The sequence below is a fragment of the Bdellovibrio bacteriovorus HD100 genome (assembly GCF_000196175.1).
GTDB classification, from domain to species: domain Bacteria; phylum Bdellovibrionota; class Bdellovibrionia; order Bdellovibrionales; family Bdellovibrionaceae; genus Bdellovibrio; species Bdellovibrio bacteriovorus.
The window spans coordinates 225,366-245,825 of sequence record NC_005363.1 but is presented as its reverse complement, the minus strand read 5'-3'; the positions used below and the strand labels follow the sequence as shown (position 1 = coordinate 245,825).

General features: G+C 50.7%; 17 protein-coding genes and 1 tRNA gene. 10 read left to right on the top strand and 8 right to left on the bottom strand.

Features of this window, described 5'->3' with window-relative positions; all coding sequences use genetic code 11:
• Positions 1-190: 190 nt before the first annotated feature.
• The 4 genes from BD_RS01180 (at position 191) to BD_RS01165 (ending at position 6,156) form a co-directional block, all read left to right on the top strand.
• On the top strand, positions 191-2,569 hold the full coding sequence (locus BD_RS01180; protein WP_011162855.1) for an ATP-dependent DNA helicase: 2,379 nt from the start codon (positions 191-193) through the stop codon (positions 2,567-2,569).
• 20 nt (positions 2,570-2,589) lie between these two features.
• Positions 2,590-4,125: a GIY-YIG nuclease family protein gene (locus BD_RS01175; RefSeq protein WP_011162854.1), complete on the top strand. Its 1,536-nt coding sequence runs from the start codon at positions 2,590-2,592 to the stop codon at positions 4,123-4,125.
• An 82-nt stretch (positions 4,126-4,207) separates the two neighbouring features.
• Positions 4,208-5,647 (top strand): AlkA N-terminal domain-containing protein, encoded by a 1,440-nt coding sequence (locus tag BD_RS01170; protein WP_011162853.1) that lies wholly within the window; start codon positions 4,208-4,210, stop codon positions 5,645-5,647.
• Positions 5,644-6,156, top strand: coding sequence for a methylated-DNA--[protein]-cysteine S-methyltransferase (locus BD_RS01165; protein ID WP_011162852.1), 513 nt, complete (start codon positions 5,644-5,646; stop codon positions 6,154-6,156). The genes BD_RS01170 and BD_RS01165 overlap by 4 nt, the downstream gene beginning before the upstream one ends.
• Here the strand turns inward: BD_RS01165 and BD_RS01160 are convergent.
• Positions 6,131-9,601, bottom strand: coding sequence for a hypothetical protein (locus BD_RS01160; RefSeq protein WP_011162851.1), 3,471 nt, complete (start codon positions 9,599-9,601; stop codon positions 6,131-6,133). The genes BD_RS01165 and BD_RS01160 overlap by 26 nt on opposite strands.
• A gap of 219 nt (positions 9,602-9,820) precedes the next feature.
• Between BD_RS01160 and BD_RS01155 the strand changes: the two genes are divergently transcribed.
• The 3 genes from BD_RS01155 to BD_RS01145 all read left to right on the top strand — a co-directional run bounded on the left by BD_RS01155 (position 9,821) and on the right by BD_RS01145 (position 11,775).
• A complete protein-coding gene (locus BD_RS01155) occupies positions 9,821-10,795 on the top strand; it encodes a DUF4214 domain-containing protein (RefSeq protein WP_011162850.1) in 975 nt (324 codons plus the stop codon).
• Entirely contained in the window at positions 10,796-11,419 is a 624-nt protein-coding gene (locus tag BD_RS01150) for a type IV pilus modification PilV family protein (protein WP_011162849.1), read from the top strand.
• 107 nt (positions 11,420-11,526) lie between these two features.
• Positions 11,527-11,775: an AbrB/MazE/SpoVT family DNA-binding domain-containing protein gene (locus BD_RS01145; protein ID WP_038450573.1), complete on the top strand. Its 249-nt coding sequence runs from the start codon at positions 11,527-11,529 to the stop codon at positions 11,773-11,775.
• On the opposite strand, the gene BD_RS01140 is transcribed toward BD_RS01145, so the two are convergent.
• Positions 11,772-12,536, bottom strand: coding sequence for a helix-turn-helix domain-containing protein (locus BD_RS01140; protein WP_231839235.1), 765 nt, complete (start codon positions 12,534-12,536; stop codon positions 11,772-11,774). The two genes, BD_RS01145 and BD_RS01140, sit on opposite strands and share 4 nt — an antisense overlap.
• Before the next feature lie 96 nt (positions 12,537-12,632).
• Between BD_RS01140 and BD_RS01135 the strand changes: the two genes are divergently transcribed.
• The 3 genes from BD_RS01135 (at position 12,633) to BD_RS01125 (ending at position 15,084) form a co-directional block, all read left to right on the top strand.
• Positions 12,633-12,935: a hypothetical protein gene (locus BD_RS01135; protein WP_226987886.1), complete on the top strand. Its 303-nt coding sequence runs from the start codon at positions 12,633-12,635 to the stop codon at positions 12,933-12,935.
• 115 nt (positions 12,936-13,050) lie between these two features.
• On the top strand, positions 13,051-14,415 hold the full coding sequence (locus BD_RS01130) for a short-chain fatty acid transporter (RefSeq protein WP_011162845.1): 1,365 nt from the start codon (positions 13,051-13,053) through the stop codon (positions 14,413-14,415).
• A gap of 141 nt (positions 14,416-14,556) precedes the next feature.
• On the top strand, positions 14,557-15,084 hold the full coding sequence (locus BD_RS01125) for a hypothetical protein (protein ID WP_011162844.1): 528 nt from the start codon (positions 14,557-14,559) through the stop codon (positions 15,082-15,084).
• A 33-nt stretch (positions 15,085-15,117) separates the two neighbouring features.
• Here BD_RS01125 and BD_RS01120 read toward each other — a convergent pair whose 3' ends face one another.
• The 6 genes from BD_RS01120 to rpsU form a co-directional block, all read right to left on the bottom strand.
• Entirely contained in the window at positions 15,118-15,474 is a 357-nt protein-coding gene (locus BD_RS01120; RefSeq protein ID WP_011162843.1) for a hypothetical protein, read from the bottom strand.
• A 292-nt stretch (positions 15,475-15,766) separates the two neighbouring features.
• A tRNA-Met gene (locus BD_RS01115) sits at positions 15,767-15,843 on the bottom strand.
• Between the two features lie 143 nt (positions 15,844-15,986).
• Positions 15,987-17,816, bottom strand: a complete 1,830-nt coding sequence (rpoD, locus tag BD_RS01110; RefSeq protein ID WP_011162842.1) for an RNA polymerase sigma factor RpoD — start codon at positions 17,814-17,816, stop codon at positions 15,987-15,989.
• A 14-nt stretch (positions 17,817-17,830) separates the two neighbouring features.
• Positions 17,831-19,699, bottom strand: a complete 1,869-nt coding sequence (gene dnaG, locus BD_RS01105; RefSeq protein WP_011162841.1) for a DNA primase — start codon at positions 19,697-19,699, stop codon at positions 17,831-17,833.
• 14 nt (positions 19,700-19,713) lie between these two features.
• Positions 19,714-20,160: a GatB/YqeY domain-containing protein gene (locus BD_RS01100; RefSeq protein ID WP_011162840.1), complete on the bottom strand. Its 447-nt coding sequence runs from the start codon at positions 20,158-20,160 to the stop codon at positions 19,714-19,716.
• A gap of 92 nt (positions 20,161-20,252) precedes the next feature.
• Positions 20,253-20,447 (bottom strand): 30S ribosomal protein S21, encoded by a 195-nt coding sequence (rpsU, locus tag BD_RS01095; protein ID WP_038452062.1) that lies wholly within the window; start codon positions 20,445-20,447, stop codon positions 20,253-20,255.
• Between the last annotated feature and the right edge of the window lie 13 nt (positions 20,448-20,460).

The window sequence follows — 20,460 nt, the reverse complement described above, 5'->3', positions numbered from 1 at the left end:
GGGCTGTGGACTTGGGTTTGGTGTTTCCTCGGCATGGCCCGGAGAAATCAGAAATAAACAAAAAAGAAACGAAAAAACCCTCATAGATTCAGATTAGGGGGCCACTTCACAAATGTCATTACTGGAATCAGCCACTTAACGTGGAACGCCATGGGTCGCTATTACGCGCCGATTATGATTATTTAAGAGGGTGAGAAAAGTGTCCTTGGATGTCCGACAATTTGCCCTGCCCTGCCCTCGACGCGGAAGTATCGAGCTGCATTCCGGCTATGGCGCCCCTCCGATGAGCGGGCAGGAAATCCATATGGCCATCCAACGCCGCCGTCAGCGCGAGTTTGATGACTATACTCCGGAAAAGAAAATGAGCTGGGTCTTCGAGGCCGGGCCTTATGAATTTCACATTTCCGGGCGTGCCGACGGTATCACTGAAAACCCTGTGCAAATTGAAGAAATCAAAACGGCCTTTGATGTCGAGGAACTTTGGCGCAAGCTTCGTTCGGACGACAATCATCCCTATATCTGGCAGCTGCGCACATACGGATATTTCCACTATAAAGAAACCGGGCGCATTCCGTTTTTGAATCTGCATCTGGTGTCTTCACGCAATTTCAAATCCATGGACCTGCGCGTGGAGCTGGACATCGCCCACTATGAACTGTGGCTGGCACTGCGTCTGGATGAACTGGTTGAAGAAACCAAGGTCAAAGAAAAGCTTTTCAAAGCCCGGCAGAAAATGGCGGAGGAAATGTCCTTCCCGTTTGCAACTCCACGTCCCGGTCAGCGTGAACTGATCGAAGGCATTGAAGCCCAGGTGGCCGATGAACATCCTTTGCTGGTGCAGGCTCCGACGGGCCTGGGAAAAACCGTGGGTGTGCTTTATCCCAACTTGAAAGACTCTTTGTCCCGCGGGCAAAAAACCGTGTATGTGACACCCAAGAACTCCCAGCACATTGTCGCGGAAGAAGCGGTGGAAAAGCTGCAGGAACAAGGCAGCAAGATCCGCTCTTTGACCCTGACCGCAAAAAGCAAAATGTGCCTGAAGGCCGAAACCCTGTGCAATCCGGGTTATTGTGAGTTTGCGCGCGACTACTACACCAAGCTTGCCGAACATGATCTGGTGAACAAACTTTCCAAGAAGCGCAAACTGACTCAGGAAAAGCTTGTCGAAATGGGCAAAGAGTTCGAAGTCTGCCCGTTTGAACTTTCCGTTGAAGCCATTGAGCGCGCTGATGTTGTCATTGGTGATTACAACTATGCCTTCGCCCCGCGCAGTCTGTTGGGCCGTCTTTCGGAACCGTTACTGGAAGCCGGTGAAAAACCCAATCTGGTGATTGATGAGGCCCACAATCTGCCCAGCCGGGCACAGGATTATTTCTCGCCGTCATTGAGTGTTCAGGAACTGGATATTCTGGAAGGCGACTTCACCAAACTGCCGCCGACGTTTTCTTTGCAGGCCGGGTCCCTGATCCGCAAAGCCAAGTCGCTCATACAAGAGTATGGCGAGGACGGCGGCTCCCGCAAGGTCGACATTGATATTGAACCTTTTCTGGAACATGAGCGTTCAATTCGCGCCCTGACCACGGAATATCTGGACAGCGACACCGAAATCATCACCCGCGACCCGATGTTGCGCCTGATGAATCTGTGGAGTGAATTCATCGCCGCCCTGGAATACCGGGGGCCGGAGTTTTTTACCACCTATCAAAACAGCCGCTTCACGGAAATGCTGAAGGTCACCTGCTGTGATGCTTCAGAACAACTGAAGATCGCCTACAAACAATTCAAAAATGTCGTGGCATTTTCAGCGACGCTGAAACCCTTCACTTACTATCAGGAGCTTCTGGGGTTTGATCTGGAAAAATCCAAAACTTTGGAATTCCAGTCGCCTTTTAAACCCGAGAACCGTCAGCTGATGATCATCCCGCAGATTTCCACCAAGCTCAGCGACCGCGTGGTCAGCTCTGGCAAAGTGGCCGAGGTCATTTCCCGGGTGACACGCGTGAAAGCAGGCAATTACATTGCCCTGTTCCCAAGTTTTGAGTTTCTGGCGCAAGTGGAAAAACAGCTTCAAGTGCCACATCTGCGTGTGCTTCGCCAAGAGCGCGACATGAAACAACTGGATGTGCAGATTTATCTGGAAGAACTGAAAGCCGCCAACGAGCCGATTTTACTTTTGGGCGTGCAAGGTGGCGTCTTTTCAGAAGGGGTCGACTTCCCGGGCGACATGCTGATCGGGGCCTTTGTCATTGGACCGGCATTGCCAAGCTTTGATTTTGAACGCGAACAGATTCGCACTTACTTTGACGGCCGCTATGGCAAAGAAAACGGCTTTAACTACACCTATGTGTATCCGGCCATGGCCAAAGCCATTCAGTCAGCAGGCCGGGTGATCAGATCTGAAACCGACAAGGGTGTGATCATCCTGATGGATAGCCGGTTCTTGAATCCGGTTTATGCTGAAGCCATGCCGCAGGGCTGGTTCAAAGAAAGCCCACGCGAACTGGTGTCGCAAAAAATTCTGGCTGATCTTGAAACATTCTGGAAAAACAGCGATACACCATGCTCTTAAAAGATCTTCCTGTTTTCTTTTTGGACTTACAAACCACGGGGGCCAAACCCGGTGCCGCTGATATTCTAGAGGTGGCCTGGTCGCTGTCAGGCCACTCCGAGGTTCACAGTGTGCTGTCAGCCCAGGCCGAAGACCGCCCCGTACCTCGTCGCATTCTGGCTCTGACGGGAATTGCCTCTGAAGAACTGGAAAGCGCAACTCCACTATCTGACATCTTCGATCGCCTTTATCAGGATATTCAGGATCGTCCGGCGGTGATTCACTTTGCCCAGTTTGAAAGACCTTTTCTGACGGCCGCCTTTGAAACTTTTAAGCGCAGTGAATTCCCCATCATCTGCACACATGAAATTGCCAAAAGACTTTTCCCCAACCTGCCTGCACGGGGAATCAAGGGACTGGCCGGATACTTTGGACACTCTTCAGGTGAATTCAAGCGCGGCGCCAGTCACGTGGAAGCCACTAAGATCATCTGGCAGCACTTGGTGAAAGAACTTGAAGCCAAGGGCATTTTGACCTTTGTGGATATGCAGACCTGGCTATCCACCGAGGCTCCAAAGAAGCGCACCAAGTATGAGTATCCAATGGCCAAGGAAAAACGCCTGAACCTGCCGAAGGTGCCGGGTGTTTATCGCTATGTCTCGCAATGGGGTGAAATTCTTTACGTCGGTAAAGCCACCTCCCTGCATGATCGGGTGAATAGTTATTTCCGAGGGCAAAAAGGCCGTGACTCTTTCAAACTGGAGATGTTGACCCAAGCCTATGACCTGATTGTGACAGAATGCCGGACTCCGCTGGAGTCGGCTCTGCTTGAAACCGACGAGATCAAAAAATACAACCCTCGCTACAACATCAGCTTGAAAGCCGGAGAACGCGGTTTGGTGTTCTTTAGCCACGACTTCACCTCGATGAGTCCGGAACAAGATGACCAGCACAGCATCGGTCCTTTTACGAATGCTTTGGTCTTTGATTCCATCCTGAAGCTGAATGAATCATTGCTTTCAGAAGATCAGACCTTCAATCCAGAAATGTTCTTTGAACCTTTGGATGCGGATCTTTTGAAATCCGGATTTGCTCTTTTCTGCGAGCGCCTGGGAAAAAGCCCGGACGTGTTTAAGTCTTTAAGATCCATTTTTGCGCAAGGTTTGGTCTTTGTGAAAAATGCTCCGGACGAGGAAGAGGACACCGAGCTTGCGATGGAAGAGGAATCGGAAACTTCCGTGGCTGCCAGTGACACAGCTGAAGATATCGAAATTGAACTTACTGCCGAAGACATCGCCGATAAATTTGAACGTCATTTTAAGCGGGCAGCCCAGGCCTATTTGCGCGCCCGTCGTATGACGAAGCTTTTAAACTGCGACATTGAGTATTCCCTTAGCGCCAAAGGAAAGAAGTTCCAGCTTTACTTGCGTGGTGGGCACCCCATCAACGAGCCCGCCCCCCAAGAGCGCAGCACCTGGAGCGGGCATTCGGTGGAGACCTATGACCGGATGGCCGTGCTGCTGACCGAACTGGAACGAGTCCGCAGCAAAAAGGGCCAGGTTTCAATTCGCTTTTAAAGCTCAGTTAGGGGTTTCTTTTCGTCCCGACCATGTCCGAAAACGGCTATAGTCAGGAGCCCAGAAGGGTTATACTGATTGCATGAAAAAGGACGACGTCTTTTATAATGCCATGCTAGCCCGGGATCCTCGTTTTGACGGCAAGTTCTTTGTCGGCGTCAAAACCACGGGCATCTATTGTCGCCCCATCTGCCCCGCCAAACCCAAACGTGAAAACGTCGAATTCTTTTCCAATCATCTGGCGGCCGAAAAGGCCGGCTATCGTCCTTGCTTGCGCTGCCGACCAGAAAGCGCCCCACAGTCACCGGCGTGGATTGGGAAGTCTGCCTTGGTCCGCCGTGCGATCAGGATGATCGATAAAATTGAAACATTGGAATTCAATGATAATGATTTTGCTGATCTGTTTGGCGTGAGCGCCCGTCACCTGCGCAGATTGTTTATAGAAGAAGTAGGAAAGACCCCAAAACAGCTGTCCTTTGAAAACCGTCTGAATCTTTCTCGACAACTGATCACCGAGACAGCGTTGCCTGTCACCGAGGTCGCCTTTGCGGCCGGCTTTAACTCCATTCGCAGATTCAATGATGCCTTCAAAGAACGTTTTAAGAAAAGCCCCTCCGAGATCCGCCGAAAGCCTGTTAAAGACAAATCGACTTTAACCATCCGGCTTTCTTACCGCCCCCCTTTTGATTTCACCGGACTGCTGCACTTTTATCGTTCCCACGCGGTGGGACAGCTGGAGTGGTTTGAAGAAGGCCTTATGCACAGAATTATTGAGGTGAACGGCAAAGTGGGACAGATCACTTTGAGCGATCTGCCTGATGAATCGTGCATAAAGCTAGAGATCGATTTCCCCGATACAACAGCCTTGCACACCATCATATCCCGCGTGCGCAGTCTGCTGGATCTGGATTCAGATCCGGTGATTATCGCAAACGTGCTTGAAACCGACAAAGACATGAAGGCCTTGCTGAAAAAACATCCGGGCATCCGGCTGCCTTCATCCTGGGATCCGTTTGAAGTGGTTGTCGCCGCCATTCTGGGTCAGGTCGTGAGTGTTGAACGGGGTCGCGCACTGGTGAATGATTTGATCGATCTTGCAGGCAGCGACTCAGGACTTTTGCGCGATGGAAAATCGGTGCGCCTGTTCCCAACTCCTGCGCAGGTGATTAAAGCTGATCTGAAAAGCTTAAAAACCACCACCCGACGCAAAGAGACTCTGGTGGCCCTTTCCAAGGCGCTGATCAACGGCGACCTTTCGCTGGAACCAGCCCAGGATGTGGATAGTTTCGTGGAAAAGATACTTGGCATTCCCGGGATTGGCCCGTGGACAGCCAGTTACATGGCATTGAAGGCTCTTCGTCACACCGATGCCTTCCCCGCGACAGATTTGATTATTGCTCGTGCGATTGCCGAACATCCCAAGACCAAGTTTGAAAGCTTCAGCCCATGGCGCGGCTATGTCGCCGCCTTGTTGTGGCGGGAGTATTCCCAAGTCTTGAAGAAAACCGGGAGAAAGAAATGAATCAGCTTCAGTGGAAAATGAATTCCCCGTTAGGAGACCTGTACATGGTCGCCTCTGAAATGGGCCTGCAGTCCCTGTATTGGGGAAAGACCGCGGGGATTCCGTTGGCCCCTTCCCTTACTGGGAAAGACGGCGCCCTTAAGATTCTTAAGCAAACCGAAGCCGAACTTACGGAATATTTTAAAGGCCAGCGCCAGGATTTCGATGTCCCATTGGATGTTGCCGGGACAGAGTTTCAAGAATCCGTCTGGCGGCAGCTTAAAAAGATTCCCTATGGCAAGACGGTGTCCTACACCGACATCGCCCGCCGGATTAAAAATGAAAAGGCCGTGCGCGCCGTGGGAACCGCCAACGGAAAGAATCCGATTTGTATTATTATACCCTGCCATCGCGTGATTGCTGCCGGCGGAGGCCTCGGAGGATACTCCGGAGGCCTGGACAGAAAAAGGAAGCTGCTGAATTTAGAGCAAAGCGGCGGCACGCCTAATACACCGGCTGCAAAAGTTTAGTGCGGCGAAAGCGATCCAGATAACTATGCCCCTGGTACTTGCCGATTTCCCTGGCCCAGAATTCACCGTTTTTCTGCTGACGGAAGGTCGGATGGCTTAGCTCCAGCATGTTGGCGATGTTCGTCGTCAGCCAGATGTTTTCATCCCGGGTGAATTTACGAAGCTGCGCCACGGTCTCGCCTTTTCTCCCTGTCAGGTCCTCCAGAACAGAAAGCAGATCCTTCGCCTGGGCCTCCAATGTGTAGAGCTTGCCAAAGGTGGTGACTTCTTTATCCAGGGCGCGCAGCAGCTTCTGTGCGCGGCGACTGACGTCGTCGCGAGGATCATTCGTGGAGCCTTCATTCCGCTGATGGAATGCTCCGCCGGAAGGCAGGAGATAATCCAGATTATTCACGTTGCTGGCAGCACTTAAAATATCCCGGAGGGCTTTTTTGCTGATTTGCCAGCGCATGGTTCCGACAAGTTCGGGATAGGCCTCCAATTCATCCGGCATCTGGAAACGGATGTAGTTATCCATCCCCGCACGTTTGTTGAAGAACTTTTTGAACGTCTTTTCAAATTCCTTGCGCGTGCAGTAATTATCAAAAATCGAAAGTGTGATCATCACTTCGATCTCCGAAAAACGCCGTTGCTGGCTGTCCACAACGCCTTCGATCGTCGTTCCCACCTGCATGCCTTCCCCCCAAAACTCACCGACCACATTGACGGCCGGCTTGGCAAAGCCAATATCCAGTTTCTCATCCCACAGACGGCTTAAAGAGCGGTCATAGGATTTGGACTTGTGAGCCAGCACCAGCTTCTGACCATTCACAGACAGATCACTGACCCCAGAATCTGAAGATCTCTTCCACACCATAAAGGCCAGGTTGAAGTGTTTGCTTTTGGCGGACTCAATCCATTCATGGGGCTTCACCAATCGAGTCAGGGCGGTAAAGTCACTGTCCACCAGGGCGGCATCCACCGCGTCCTGCAGGTGGGCCTGCGACTCTAAAGATTCATTTAACAAATCCACGCGGTACATTCGATAGACTTTTTTGGATCGCTGCGCCCGCATGCTCGCCGCCACACGAAGATAAGTTCGCACATCAATGCCGCTAGAGATGGACGCCGTATCCACATGGTCTGTGCTGATTTCCACCAGCGTGGGATGCGGTTTCGAATAGTAGACCGTTTTTATCGAAGCATAACCCAACCCGATCAGGGCCGCTTCAATCTGCACATCATCAATGACTTTGAGTTTGGTCTTGCCCACTGAGGCCCCAAACGAGTGGGTCACCCGAAGTTGCTCGCCCACTCCCAAAGAGCGGCGGATTTCCAGGATGCTAAAAGGATTTAGCAGCGCAAAGAACCGGCTGGTGCCGACCTCTTTCATCGTGGACACACTGTGCAGGTATTCAAAAGTGTAGGTGTAATACAGCGCCAGCGGTGTCGTCACGCGGTCGCTAAACATCCCCACGGGAATGCTGATGCTGACCTTGTCATTAAGTAAGTACCTTCTTTGCCCGGGCCCCAGCTCGGGATTCACACTCACCCCCCGAGAGGCCTCAATGCCAATTCCGCCCTCGATCGTGGTGTTACCCAGATCGACGACAAAGTCTCCCTTGCCATAGTTGGCTGGATTAAACAAAGTCAGAAACTTGTTATGAAGGGCGTTCAGGGTCAGAACAAGGGCCCCCTGCAAAGGGGTGAAGCGATTCCCCAGAATCGGCAAGGTGTTTCCCGGGTATTCCTGCGCCCCTTCCTTCAAAAAACCTTTTTCATTGATATAGTCGGGATAGGCGGCCGAAAGTTCCTGTCTGGAGCGCACAGGATGCGCGGCAAAGCCCTCTTGGGACAAATCAAAATCAACCATCATCTTATTCAAACGTGATTTCAATTTTTCCGCATAAAGTCTGCGCACTGGCTCGGGGAATCCGGACGTCTCCATGATTCCGTCGATCTGATCTGTTCGGATCCGAGCCATTCGGCGCGCCAGCCATTTGACGTCGCTGTAAGTGGTGTCTTTCCAGGTGCGCGAATTGAAAACCGAGAACCAGAACAGACGAACCTGACCGTCTGATTTTTTGGTGAATTCCCAGGTGAATTCGTTTACTGCCCCCACATTCCCCAACATCGCTGGCAAACCCAGCGCCGAACTTGTGTCCGACAGGAAGAACAACGGCAGCCAGCCCCGCTTGGAATCTCGGACCGCATCCACGCGGGATTGATATTCGAACTGATCCTGTAAAGAAATCAAAGCATTATAAAGCACCATGGCGCGGTACTCACGACGGTTGCGAAGGCCGTTGTCGCCCATGCGGAAAGGCCCCATACGACGATAGTCATCCTTGTCCGGATAGGCTTCCAGGGTCACGTTTTTCAAGATCACGGCATTTTCGCCTGGGATGCGATCCACATGGGTCATTGCCGATCCCATCTCCAGACCATGCAGATTTCTCCACTGAGTCAGGAACTCTTCAAAATCAGTCTCGCCCAGCTCGAGCTTGATCGCCGAACGGAAGGTCGTCGGATTTGCCGGATAGCCGATGATACGCGCCAGGTGATTGACCACCGAGGCGTTGTACGCTTCAAAGCCCACCCGCAGGGTGACATCCTTTTTCTTCGGCAGACCTTTTTTATTGAGTTCCTGCGAATCAAACCAATGGGTTTTAAATTTGATGGTGCCATTTCCCAGACGCTCATAGTGGAATACCGGAACAGGATCTTCGCGCGGCGGGAAGAACTTACGACCCCAGTAGATCTCCAGATAGGGGTCATAAGATTCAATATCATTGTCAGTCCAGATCGCTGATGAGGGCGGATCCAACTTTGAAAGATCATTCCCACTCTGGCGGTGCAGACGCAGTTCATTCTGGGTCGCAAACCGGCCGTTCAGCAGCAGGTTGCTGGCCTGAGTTTTTCCAGAGTCATTGACTGAAAATTCAAAGAAATTTTCTGCCAGATTCTTCACCCGCTCCACCAGTGACGTAAAGATTGTCATCGGATAAGGTGTGTAACCCGCAGCAAGAAACAATAAAATCAATTCCGCCTTTTCATGGACCTCATTGCGGCTCATGCGCGTGTGGCGCGCCTGCAGATCCCGGGCGTGCTCCAGGGCGAAGATCAGCGGGGCAATGGTTTCCGACTCGCTGCTTTGCGCTTCCAGGCCCTCTTTTTCCGCTTTGTCGTTTTCATAGCCATGAACCAGAATCAGATTGGCTTTGCGGTTCATTTTGGCCGAATCCATCAACAGAGACTTTTGAAAATCCAAAAAACGCACCAAAGATTCAAGCTTCTGCGCGGATAACGTTCCGTCAGGGTTATAAAAGAACCTTTGGCGATATTTGTTCAAAGCCGGATCATGTCCCTTTTCCACAACCCCCTCGGACGGCGAATAAGGACTGGTCGCCAGAACCAGAGAGGGCCAAGAAGCCACGGCCATAAGAAAACAAAGCAAAAGATTCATAGAGCTTTCCTTCCGGATTGTTAAAGGTCACGTCTTAGTGGAAAGCCGTGAGCAATGCCAGTTGCGAAAAGATCAGGTGGATTACCAGTGCGAAATGCGGCTGTTGCTTGCTCTTGCCCAGCAACACTTGTGCTCCCCGTGCAACACAAAAATCACTTTATTCCTCATATCAGGGGACTTTCCGACCGACAGGTGATCTGACGGTCTTGAGGGGGTTCATTGAAACAACTGATTTCCAATCAAAAAGGCTTCTCTATGGCAAATGTCCTGATTGCGGCGGGCCTTGCCGGCTTGGTCAGCGTTGGATCCATGGCCTTGGTTTCAACAGCCAAGAATCTGGAACAGTCCGCCTCGTCCTCTTTTGGGAAAATCAATCTTCAGCAAGATGCCCGCCGAATCTTTTCGGATAAAACGGTTTGCTCGCAAAAGATCAAACTGGATCCCGCAGACAACATCCATGACGGCAGATCCAAGCTCTTTGTGACCATTGGCGGGACCGAGATCGGCAAAGATCCCAATGCCGCCCGAAACCTCTATGGTTTGACCGATGTCGTCTTCAGTCTGGACGGCATCACTTTGATTGAACCAATCCCTGGATCACCCAACAGACTTTTCAAAGGGCAGCTGTCTTTTCAGTCGTCCAAAAAAGGTGATCTGGTGGGAGGCAAAACAAACAAGTCAACGGACATGGGCTCCCTCTTGTTTGAGGTCAATGCCAGCAACCAAATGGCGTCGTGCTTTTCAGATATCAGTGTCGAAGGCAGCTGTCGCATGATGGGCGGAGTCTACAGGCCCACCAGCGATCCGGCTTGCTCCGTTCCTCCTGCCTGCCCGACGGGCCAGATCCTGGTTTCCCGGGGCCCGAATCAGCCCGGAAACTGCGAAGTGCCTCCGGTGCGGGTTGAGTACGTCACACAGACTGTGTATGTGGCCTCTTCTGGTGGCAGCGGCTCCGGAGGAGGAGGCAGTGGCAATGGCAGCTCTGGCGGAAGCGGCAATATGTGCGCAACGAATCCGGCAATTTGCACAGCCTACCGGGAGATCCTGGGGCGTGAGCCAGACAAAGAAGGATTTGAATACTGGAATGCCGTGAACAAGGGAAACAAGTACGACCCTGGAGAAAGCCTTCAGACCATCCGCAATGAAATCGCCAACAGTCCGGAAGCTGCGGAAAAGAAGAAGGCAGGAAAATAAATGTCCCACCGCTTTTTTCAAAGCCGAAAAAACCAACAGGGCTTCTCGATGCTGGAAGCACTTGTCGCCGCCGGTGTTCTTGCGATTGTCACTTCCGCCTGGCTCATCACCTCATCTGTGGTGGCCCAAAAAAAATTGGATCTGGAGCAGATGGCACTGACACAGACCTCGGTTCTAAGCTTGCGCGATCTGCTTTCAATAAACACATCCTGCCTGGCGGCCTTTGGCACTGCGCCGGTACTTTCTCCGGCATCTTTGCCGGCCTCACAAACTCTGGCACTTGCCGAGTCCTATGTCGGCTCCTGGTCCAAGAATGTCTCTGTCGAGATTCGCAACCTGATGAATGTTGTCACCTTAAAAAGTGGACGGCGTTTGATCTATGGTGAGGTGCAGTTGACCAGCTTGACTGACAACAGAACCCACTTCGTCGGCCCCTTGTATTTGGAGGTCAACGCCGCCGGAGTGACACAATCCTGCTATTCGGAACTTTCCAGCAAAGACCGCTGCCATCGCCAGGACGGACGCTATTTGGATCAAACGGGCCAATGTGAATTGCCCCAGTATGCCTGCGCCAGCGGGCAATTTATGGTTTCCGCCGGCATTCAGAAGTGGGTCTGCAAGTAAAAGTGCGCCTTGGGAACGGACCAACGGATTGTTTTGCAAGCCCCCAACAAGACTATTGGCGACAAGACTCTGTACGGACCTTTAGAATGAAGATACGGAGAACATCAATGAGCAATAGCAAATCAGGTGCCACTTCAAAAGCGTCCCGTAAAAACCAAACCACCATCCCGGCCCGCGTCCGTCAGGCATTGGGCATCGCCAAAGGCGACACCCTGTTGTGGACTGTGAACGGCGACGAAGTGAATATCCGCATCATCAACCGCAAACAAGTTGATTGGACAAAAACATCTGAACTGTCTTTGCTGGAATGGACTGCCGAAACTGAAAAATCAAACGAGCCCGAGGCCGGTCTTTAATCTTTAAGTTCGTACTGCTGCCAGTTGGTCTCAAACGGCGCAAACGCAAACAACCAGCGCACCGACTGAAGCTGGTCTGCCGACAGAAGATTTTTATCACGCAAAGCCCGGGCGCGATACTTCGCCCCCAGGGCGTGAATCTCTTCCACCAGTTCTGTGATGCTTTTCTTCGACAGTTCCACTTCGGCAGAATGCATGCACACATCTTTGTTCTTTAGAACCACATCCACGTGATCCAAGAACTGCATAATCTGCGGGCGCAAGATGGCCCGCGCCAGCGGGCCCTTGTGTTGAAAGCGAATATTGCCAACAGCTTTGATGCGAACCTGATTCTTGGGAAGAACTTCCAACAATCCGAATTGTTCAATTTTACGAAGGACCTTAAACATCTTCTGACTTGAAAGTTTCCAGACCTCGGCCAGCTTGTCGGGACTGACCCCGCGATGAAGTGCTCTGAAAATTCCAAACATCGCCGGATTCGTCGCAAAAAACTTTTCCTGATCTTCGGACAGAACATAGTCGACTTCTTTGTCCTGATTCGCGAGCGCTGCCAGATCAAAAAACGAAATCCCCACAAGATCACAAATTCTAAAAACCGTTTGCAGGTTACAGTTCTGTGTTGAGAAAAGTCTTTTGACGGTGACTTCGGACACTTCCATCTGAAGCGCCAGATCCGCATAGGTGATCTTCTTGGATTTTAAAACCTCTTGAAGGCTTTTAAGCAGCTTTTTGGCATCGGTGTGTTGGCTAATTTGATCCATATTCATAAATTTAGTATCACCAAAAGATACCGATTTAAACATATTTGATAAAAGTATCTTATTTTGACATTTCTAATTCCAACAAGGAGTTATCAAATGATCAAAATACTTATTCAAACAACATTCATGATCCTTTTCAGTGCAGCCGCTTCAGCAGCCTATCTTCCTCCTGCAGAGAACGTTTCTTACTGGTGCTATCAGGGCTGTATCGACGACTATTACAGCAACCACAACGAGTGCGTGGCGAAATGCTATGGTGGCAGAACCAACCCAAGACCAAAAATCAATCAACACCCGCAGCAGAAACAAAACTGCCAAGACAACAGCCAAGCCGAAACCATGGCTGCGGCTTGCTGCTCTTGGGGCGAAAACATCAAAGGCTGCATGCCCGGCTGCTAAAAAGTTGGACCCAAAGTGAGTGGGGGCACACGTTCGCCAGTGCCCCCTTTAGCTCTTCTTAAGATGACAATCACGACCTTTGCCGCTCTAATTTAGTCTTCACCAAGGAGCAGCAATGAACCCAGCCCGCGACAATGCCTTTCAAAAACTCATTCGATTCAGTGTGAAGCTCGTCAATGAATACCTGCCTGATCCCTTTATCTTCTGCGCGCTTTTGACTTTTATCGTATTTGCCGCGGCAATGCCCGTAACTGGCATGAGCTTCCTTGAAACTGTGAACGGTTGGTATGAAGGCTTCTGGGGCTTGTTGGGATTCTCGATGCAGATGGTCCTGGTGCTCGTGCTCGGCCATGCGTTGGCGAACTCGCGCCCCTGCTCCAGCTTGTTGTCATCTTTGGCCTCCCACCTGCGCACCCCTGGTCAGGCGATCGTTGTCGTTTCTTTGGTCTCGCTGCTGGGTTCCTGGTTCAACTGGGGTTTTGGCCTGGTGATCGGTGCTCTTTTTGCCAAAGAGATCGCGAAAAAAGTAAAAACTGTCGACTACCGCCTGCTGATCGCTTCTGCTTATTCCGGCTTTCTAATCTGGCACGGCGGTCTTTCCGGATCTATTCCTTTGACGATTGCCACGGACGGGAATCTGGCCAAGGCCTCTAACAATGTCGTCACCGGAATGATCCCAGTATCTGAAACCCTGTTTTCAACCTACAACCTGGTTATCGTAATTGTCCTTTTGGTGACAGTGCCCCTGCTGAACATGTTCATGCACCCACGCCTGGAAGAAACCGTGAGTGTGGATCCGGCTTTGCTAAATGACGAAGTTTCAGACACGGAAAACGGCAACAGTACGTGGGCAGATCGCATTGAAAACAGCAAATGGGTTTCTTTGATCTTGTGCGCCCTTGCCAGCGTGTACATCGCAAACTACTTCTTCAAAAAAGGTTTGGATCTGAATCTGAACATTGTGAATTTCATCTTCCTGTTCCTGGGCATTCTGTTGCACGGGACTCCACGTCGCTACATTCTGGCGATTCGTTCTGCCGTGATCAGCTCCAGCGGGATCATCCTGCAATTCCCGTTCTATGCGGGAATCATGGGTCTGATGGTGGCCAGCGGCAGCAGCGGTGTTTCGCTGGCCGGAGCCCTGTCTAATGTGTTTGTGAACATCTCCACCGTCACAACATTCCCGTTCTTTACCTTTATCAGCGCGGGTATTGTGAATTTCTTTGTGCCCTCCGGCGGTGGTCAGTGGGCCGTACAAGCTCCGATCATGCTGCCTGCGGCGCAAGAGCTGGGCGTGTCTGTCGCCAAGACCTCGATGGCGATTGCCTGGGGTGACGCATGGACAAACATGATCCAGCCCTTCTGGGCCTTGCCAGCCTTGGGAATCGCAGGCCTTGGCGCCCGCGACATCATGGGCTTTTGTTTGATCGTCCTTTTGTACTCAGGCCTTGTGATCTCGGCGGGATTCTTGTTCCTGTAATTACCTGAGTTTTCTGGTCATCAGGGCCAACTTCGTTGGCTCTGATGAAAAAGTCTTTCTTTCGCACTGTTTTATTATAGACATCACTTTGCCGCTAACTAAGCTCATGGATGAAAGTAACCTTGTCGACAGGGAGTCTTCATGAAGCTTTTTTCAGTACTGATTCTTTTGATGCCACTCTTTTCCTTTGCCGGCGAAATTCCCGGCGGCACCTACAGACTCCAGGGAGTGACCTCTACTGACTGGACACAGTGGACTTGTGAAGGCACTCGCTGGAAGATGAAATCCACCAAACAACAAACCCAAAAGCAAACGCGGGATCTGAATGTCCGGGATTTAGGCTGGGCACTGACTGCTTCCGGCATTGATATTCTAAAACCTAGAGCCACCGACACAGGCTGCGCCTATCTGCACGGCACAGGCAAGTACGGCAATAGAAACTCTCACATCATCATCCCTTACAATGACCGCAATCCGTCGGCATGCATGAAAGGCAACGGCCAGATACTAACCCTGACGATGGGCCACGAGATAAAGTTGCCACTGGGGCCCTGCACACCTGCAAGCCTTATTCAGACAGGCACACTTAAATTTCGTTATGGTTATGACCTGGATTCCGAAGGAAAAGTTATTTGGAACCCGCAGCCCATTGAGTTCGTAGCACAATAAAAGTTCTGCGGGTCTTCTGTTGTTGCGACACCCTTATTGGGTGACTTTGCAATCCACAGGAGCCATCCCAGGGTGGCCGTCGACGACAAGCTTGAAGTTGCTTTTAGAAGTCACATCCACCTTGCCCAAACAGATGGGTTTATTGTCGGTGGAGATGATTTCGTATCTTAGGACAAGCTCATTGGCGTCCAACACTCCGTAGTTTTTCTCGAAGGCTTCTCCCGGCGCAAGGATCTTGTCATCCACAACACTCAGTGGGGCTCCGCCACTTGCACGAGTCAAAATCAAGTCCGCCATAAAACGCACATCCGTTGAATTCACAACCTTTGCCGTCATCGCCTGCGCTGCGCCGCCAAGAATCAATACAGAAAACATAGTTAGGAATTTCATCAGTACCCCCATTTACATTTTTAACACTGGCGACCCGGCAGAGATATTGGAAATTGGAGATTAAAGGATTTTTGCTTCACAAAAATGGCAGGGGGCGAGGTTGTGCCCGCGCTAAAAAGTGCCAGTGGCACTTTTTAGTGTGGAGCATGCGTGAGGCTCTTGCGGCGAAGGCCGCAAATGTCGAACGCTTAGAAAGACGAGGCTCGATGCCTCGGCTTTCGCGTCCCGACAAAGCCAGCACCAAACTCATTTAAAAATCAAAACTATCGGCAATAAAGAAGAAACAGAGGAATGGTAGGGGGCGAGGGACTTGAACCCCCGATCCCAGTGTTATGAGCACCGTGCTTTAACCAACTAAGCTAGCCCCCCACGATCTGGAATAAAGAGAGCCTATCAAACTAAAAAAGGCTTGGCAAAACCACAGTGCATCAGCCTAAACGAAAAAAGGCTCCCCGAAGGGAGCCTTTGAAATTTGAGCTGCTTCAGCCTAACGGCACTGCGGCCGCTGGCCACTAGGAATCAACAAACGCTTTCAGTTTGTTGCTGCGAGAAGGATGACGAAGCTTTCTTAGAGCTTTCGCCTCGATCTGACGGATACGCTCACGGGTGACGTTGAAGTCCTGACCCACTTCTTCCAAAGTATGATCTGACTCTTCCCCGATACCGAAACGCATGCGCAGGACTTTTTCTTCTCTTGGAGTCAAGGTCGACAGCACACGGCGGGTTTGTTCAGCAAGATTCAGGTTCACAATCGCTTCTGCAGGATTGATAACCTTTTTGTCCTCGATAAAGTCGCCCAGGTGCGAATCTTCCTCTTCACCCACTGGAGTTTCCAGAGAGATAGGTTCTTTCGCAATTTTCAGAACTTTACGAACCTTATCAACTGGCATGTCCATTTTATCCGCGATCTCTTCCGGGGTCGGCTCACGGCCAAGTTCCTGGATCAAGTAACGGGATGTACGAACAAGTTTGTTGATGGTTTCGATCATATGTACAGGGATACGGATCGTGCGCGCCTGATCGGCAATAGCACGAGTGATCGCCTGACGGATCCACCAAGTCGCATAAGTCGAGAATTTGTAACCACGACGGTATTCGAACTTATCAACGGCTTTCATCAAACCGATGTTACCTTCCTGGATCAGATCCAGGAATTGCAGACCGCGGTTGGTGTACTTCTTCGCGATGGATACAACCAAACGAAGATTGGCTTCAACCAACTCAGATTTCGCCGCATCGGCCTCACGCTCACCTTTCCAGATGGCCGTGTAGGTTTCTTTCACCCAGTTGTGATTCATTTCAGTTTCTGAATCCAAACGGCTGATACGCTTTTCCGCTTCCTGAGCCTGCAATACGTAGGATTTGAACTTCTGATAGTTCAAACCAGTATCGCGGGTCATACGGGTCAGTTCTTTTTCATTCGCATCGATCAACTTCATACGTTCAGCCATCGCTGTGACGTCTTTAGAGAACGTACGCTCCACACCGTCTTTGATACGACGACGAAGAGTTCCGATACGGTTCACCAGGTTTTTGAACTTGATCACAACGCGGTTGATAGTTTTACGGTTGAAATTCACGGACTCGAAGTTCGCCATCAACTTGTCATTCATGGCAACAAGCTCTTTCATAGCAGCCTGACGAGCCGGAGTGTTTGTCTCTTCTTTACGAAGAGTCATAAACAGTTTTTCCGCCGCTTTCTGGTACTCAGTCACACGACCGATAAGCTCATGGATCTTATCGATGTATTCCTTTTCATCGTACTGGGTGTCCTCGTCCTCAAGACCGCGGAAGATCGATTTAACTTTGATACGGCCTTCATCAAGGCGCTTACCAAGCTGGATGATCTCGTAGGTACCCAGAGGGGACAAAAGGATCGCACGAACGATCTCGCGCTCCCCTTTTTCAATACGACGGGCAATTTCCACTTCCCCTTCACGGGTCAGCAGGGAAACGCTTCCCATTTTGCGCAGGTAAAGGCGTACAGGGTCGTTACCCTTAACGTCTTCACTTTCCGCTTTTTCTTCATCATCAATTTCTTCGTCTTCAGAATCGACGTTTTCCAGGAAGGCGCCTTCGCCCTCTTCCTCTTTCGAACTTTCAGACAAGTCTGAAATTACTACACCACCGGCCTCAAGGCCCTGCATGAACGAGTCCAGCACAGATGGAGCGACAATTTCAGGGGGAAGGAGCTCATTGATTTCCTCAATGGTCAGTGCACCCTTCTCCTTTGCAAGCTTCAGGAATCTCTGGATTTCTTCTTTAATCAGAGTTTCCTGTTCCTGCAAAGAAAGAACCTTCACAGGCTCTTTCTCTTGTTTATTTGGTAGGTTCGGTTTCATCAATACCCCGCCTTTTACCCTTTATTCAGAGAGATTCGGTTTCTCTGAATATTCATAATCTGTTCCAACTTATCCGAACTAGGTTCGTTTTTAAGATCACGTGCTAAGCGCTTTGCTTGATCGCGCAGGAAATTTTCTTTTACGCGCTTAAAGCAATCGCGCAGGAGTTTCGTTTCTGCCTCTTCGTCGTACCCTGGATCGCCCTCATTCGCTGGGCTCACTTGGAATAAATATTCAGGCTGATCGACGTAAGAGACAAGCAGACTGGTCAATTTATCAAACTTACTGAGATCTTGTCTATACACATCCGTGGCTTTTTCGAGGATCTTTTTCACACCTTCGTGGGCCACACTCTCGAGCAGATTTTCATTCACAAATTGATCGAAATTGGCACGACTTTTGAGTACCAATCCCAACAGCATCAGCTCCGCTTTAGAGGCCCCCTGCAGACTGATTTTGCCGCCCTCTACACTAGAGGACACTTCTTGCGGGGGTTTCTGGTTAGCCGAGCCCATGTTCGGGTTTGGCTGCACCGTCCTAGTCATTGCGGGGCGATTTTGTGAATTTACAGGACCACTGCCCTGTATTCCCACAGCCTGACGCAACCAAGGAAGGCCTACGTTCATTTTCTGGGCCGCCTCGGCCAAATACAGGTCCCTTAAACGCAGATCCGGGATGGACTCAAACAGAGGCTTCAACTTATCCGCGAGCTTCACCTTTTCAGAGGCGTCACCGCGATAACCTTCCATCCAACGGGCCAAAATCATCACAAACAGGTCCGGAGCGCGTTCCAGCTCGACTTTCAGGGCCTCAGATCCGTATTTCTTCACATAATCATCGGGATCCATTCCATTCGGCAGCGTCAGCCCCTTTGGATAAAGATCCGCCGCCAGCAGGATCGGCAAACTGCGCTCGGCCGCTTCCATCCCGGCATTGTCCCCGTCAAACAGGGCCACCACGTTCTTGGTCATGCGCTTCAGCATTTTCCCGTGGTCCGGCGTCAGCGCGGTTCCCATCGTCGCCACGACATTGCGAATGCCGGCTTGATACAGGGACACCAGATCCATATACCCTTCTACTATAAGGGCCAGATCCTCGCTGCGGATGTAGCGGGCTGTCTGCGACAGTCCGTACAACACCTTCCCTTTCACAAAGACCGGGGTCTCTGGAGAGTTCAGGTATTTGGGTTCGTTTTCTTTTTTCTCTAAATAACGGCCCCCGAAGGCAATGGGTTCACCCATCGCGGAAAGAATCGGGAACATCAAGCGGTCACGGAAAATATCAAAGTGTCCGGACTTGTTGTTGCGGGCCTTCACCAGGCGGGCTTCTTCGGCCAGCGCCATCGGCACATTTTTGCTTAGCAGGTATTGCTCCAGCCCGTCCCATTCCGGCAGGGCATAACCCACGCCGAAAGTTTCGATCACTTCCTGGGACAGCCCCCGGCTGGCGATATACTTCTTCACCGGATGATCGTGAGGAGCACGCTTAAGTTGCTCTGAAAAATAATCAGCAGCGAGCTTGTTTACTTTTAACAACAACTTCTTTTTGTCGCTGGCCTGGTCGCGCTGAGCATCTTCCTTGTCCGGAGCTGGCATCGGGATGCTGGCTCTTCCGGCAAGATATTCCACCGCCTCAGGGAAACTCATACCCTGATAGTCGCGCAAAAACGAAAACAGGTTGCCACTCTTGTGACAACCGAAACAGTGATAGACCTGTTTGGTTTCAGAAACGGAGAAAGACGCCGTTTTTTCAGCGTGATCAGGAAACGGACAGCGGCCCATAAGGCCGCTACCACTAGGTTTCAACTGAGTGTACTGAGAGATGATGTCAACGAGGTTGTTGGCCTCTTGCACCTTCTCGATAAAGTCTTGTGAAAATCGCATGTATCTCCAACAAATTAGGAAAGCTTGGATTTAATAACTTCGCTCACTACTTTGTTGTCTGCGGCGCCGCCGGATTTCGCGATGACTTCTTTCATCACAGGACCCATGTCCTTCACGGTTTTAGCACCCAATGCTGCAATTACTTCGGTAACAAGAGCTTCAATTTGATCACGGCCCATTTGCGCTGGCAGATAAACTTCCAGCACTTTCAGTTCCGCGGTTTCCTGATCAACAAGATCTGTACGACCGGCTGTCTGGAATTGTTCGATGGATTCTTTGCGCTGTTTTACTAGCTTTTTGATCACGTTCATCACTTCATCAGCAGTGATGGGATCCGGTCTCATGTCGATTTCACGGTTTTTGATCGCAGCCTGGAGCATACGAAGAGCTCCCAATTTAGCGGATTCTTTTGCGATCATGGCAGCTTTAACGTCAGCGGAGATTTTGTCTCTGATTTCCATAGTGCCTCCAAAAGGACTTAAGAGAGGATTCGGTCATAAAACAGAGGCGACCAGTGGTCGCCTCTTGAAAAAACAAACTTTCAAAAAGGGAACTAGTCGTTCCAACCTTTTCTGGATTTTTTTACAGCGCGCTTACGAGCGGCGATAGACTTCTTTTTAAGTCTTACAGAAGGTTTTTCAAAGTTTTCGCGTTTTTTAACTTCAGAAAGAATACCTGCTTTTTCGCAAGACTTTTTGAATTTTCTGAACGCAGATTCAAAAGACTCACCGTCTTTGATCTTAACCATTGCCACGACAATC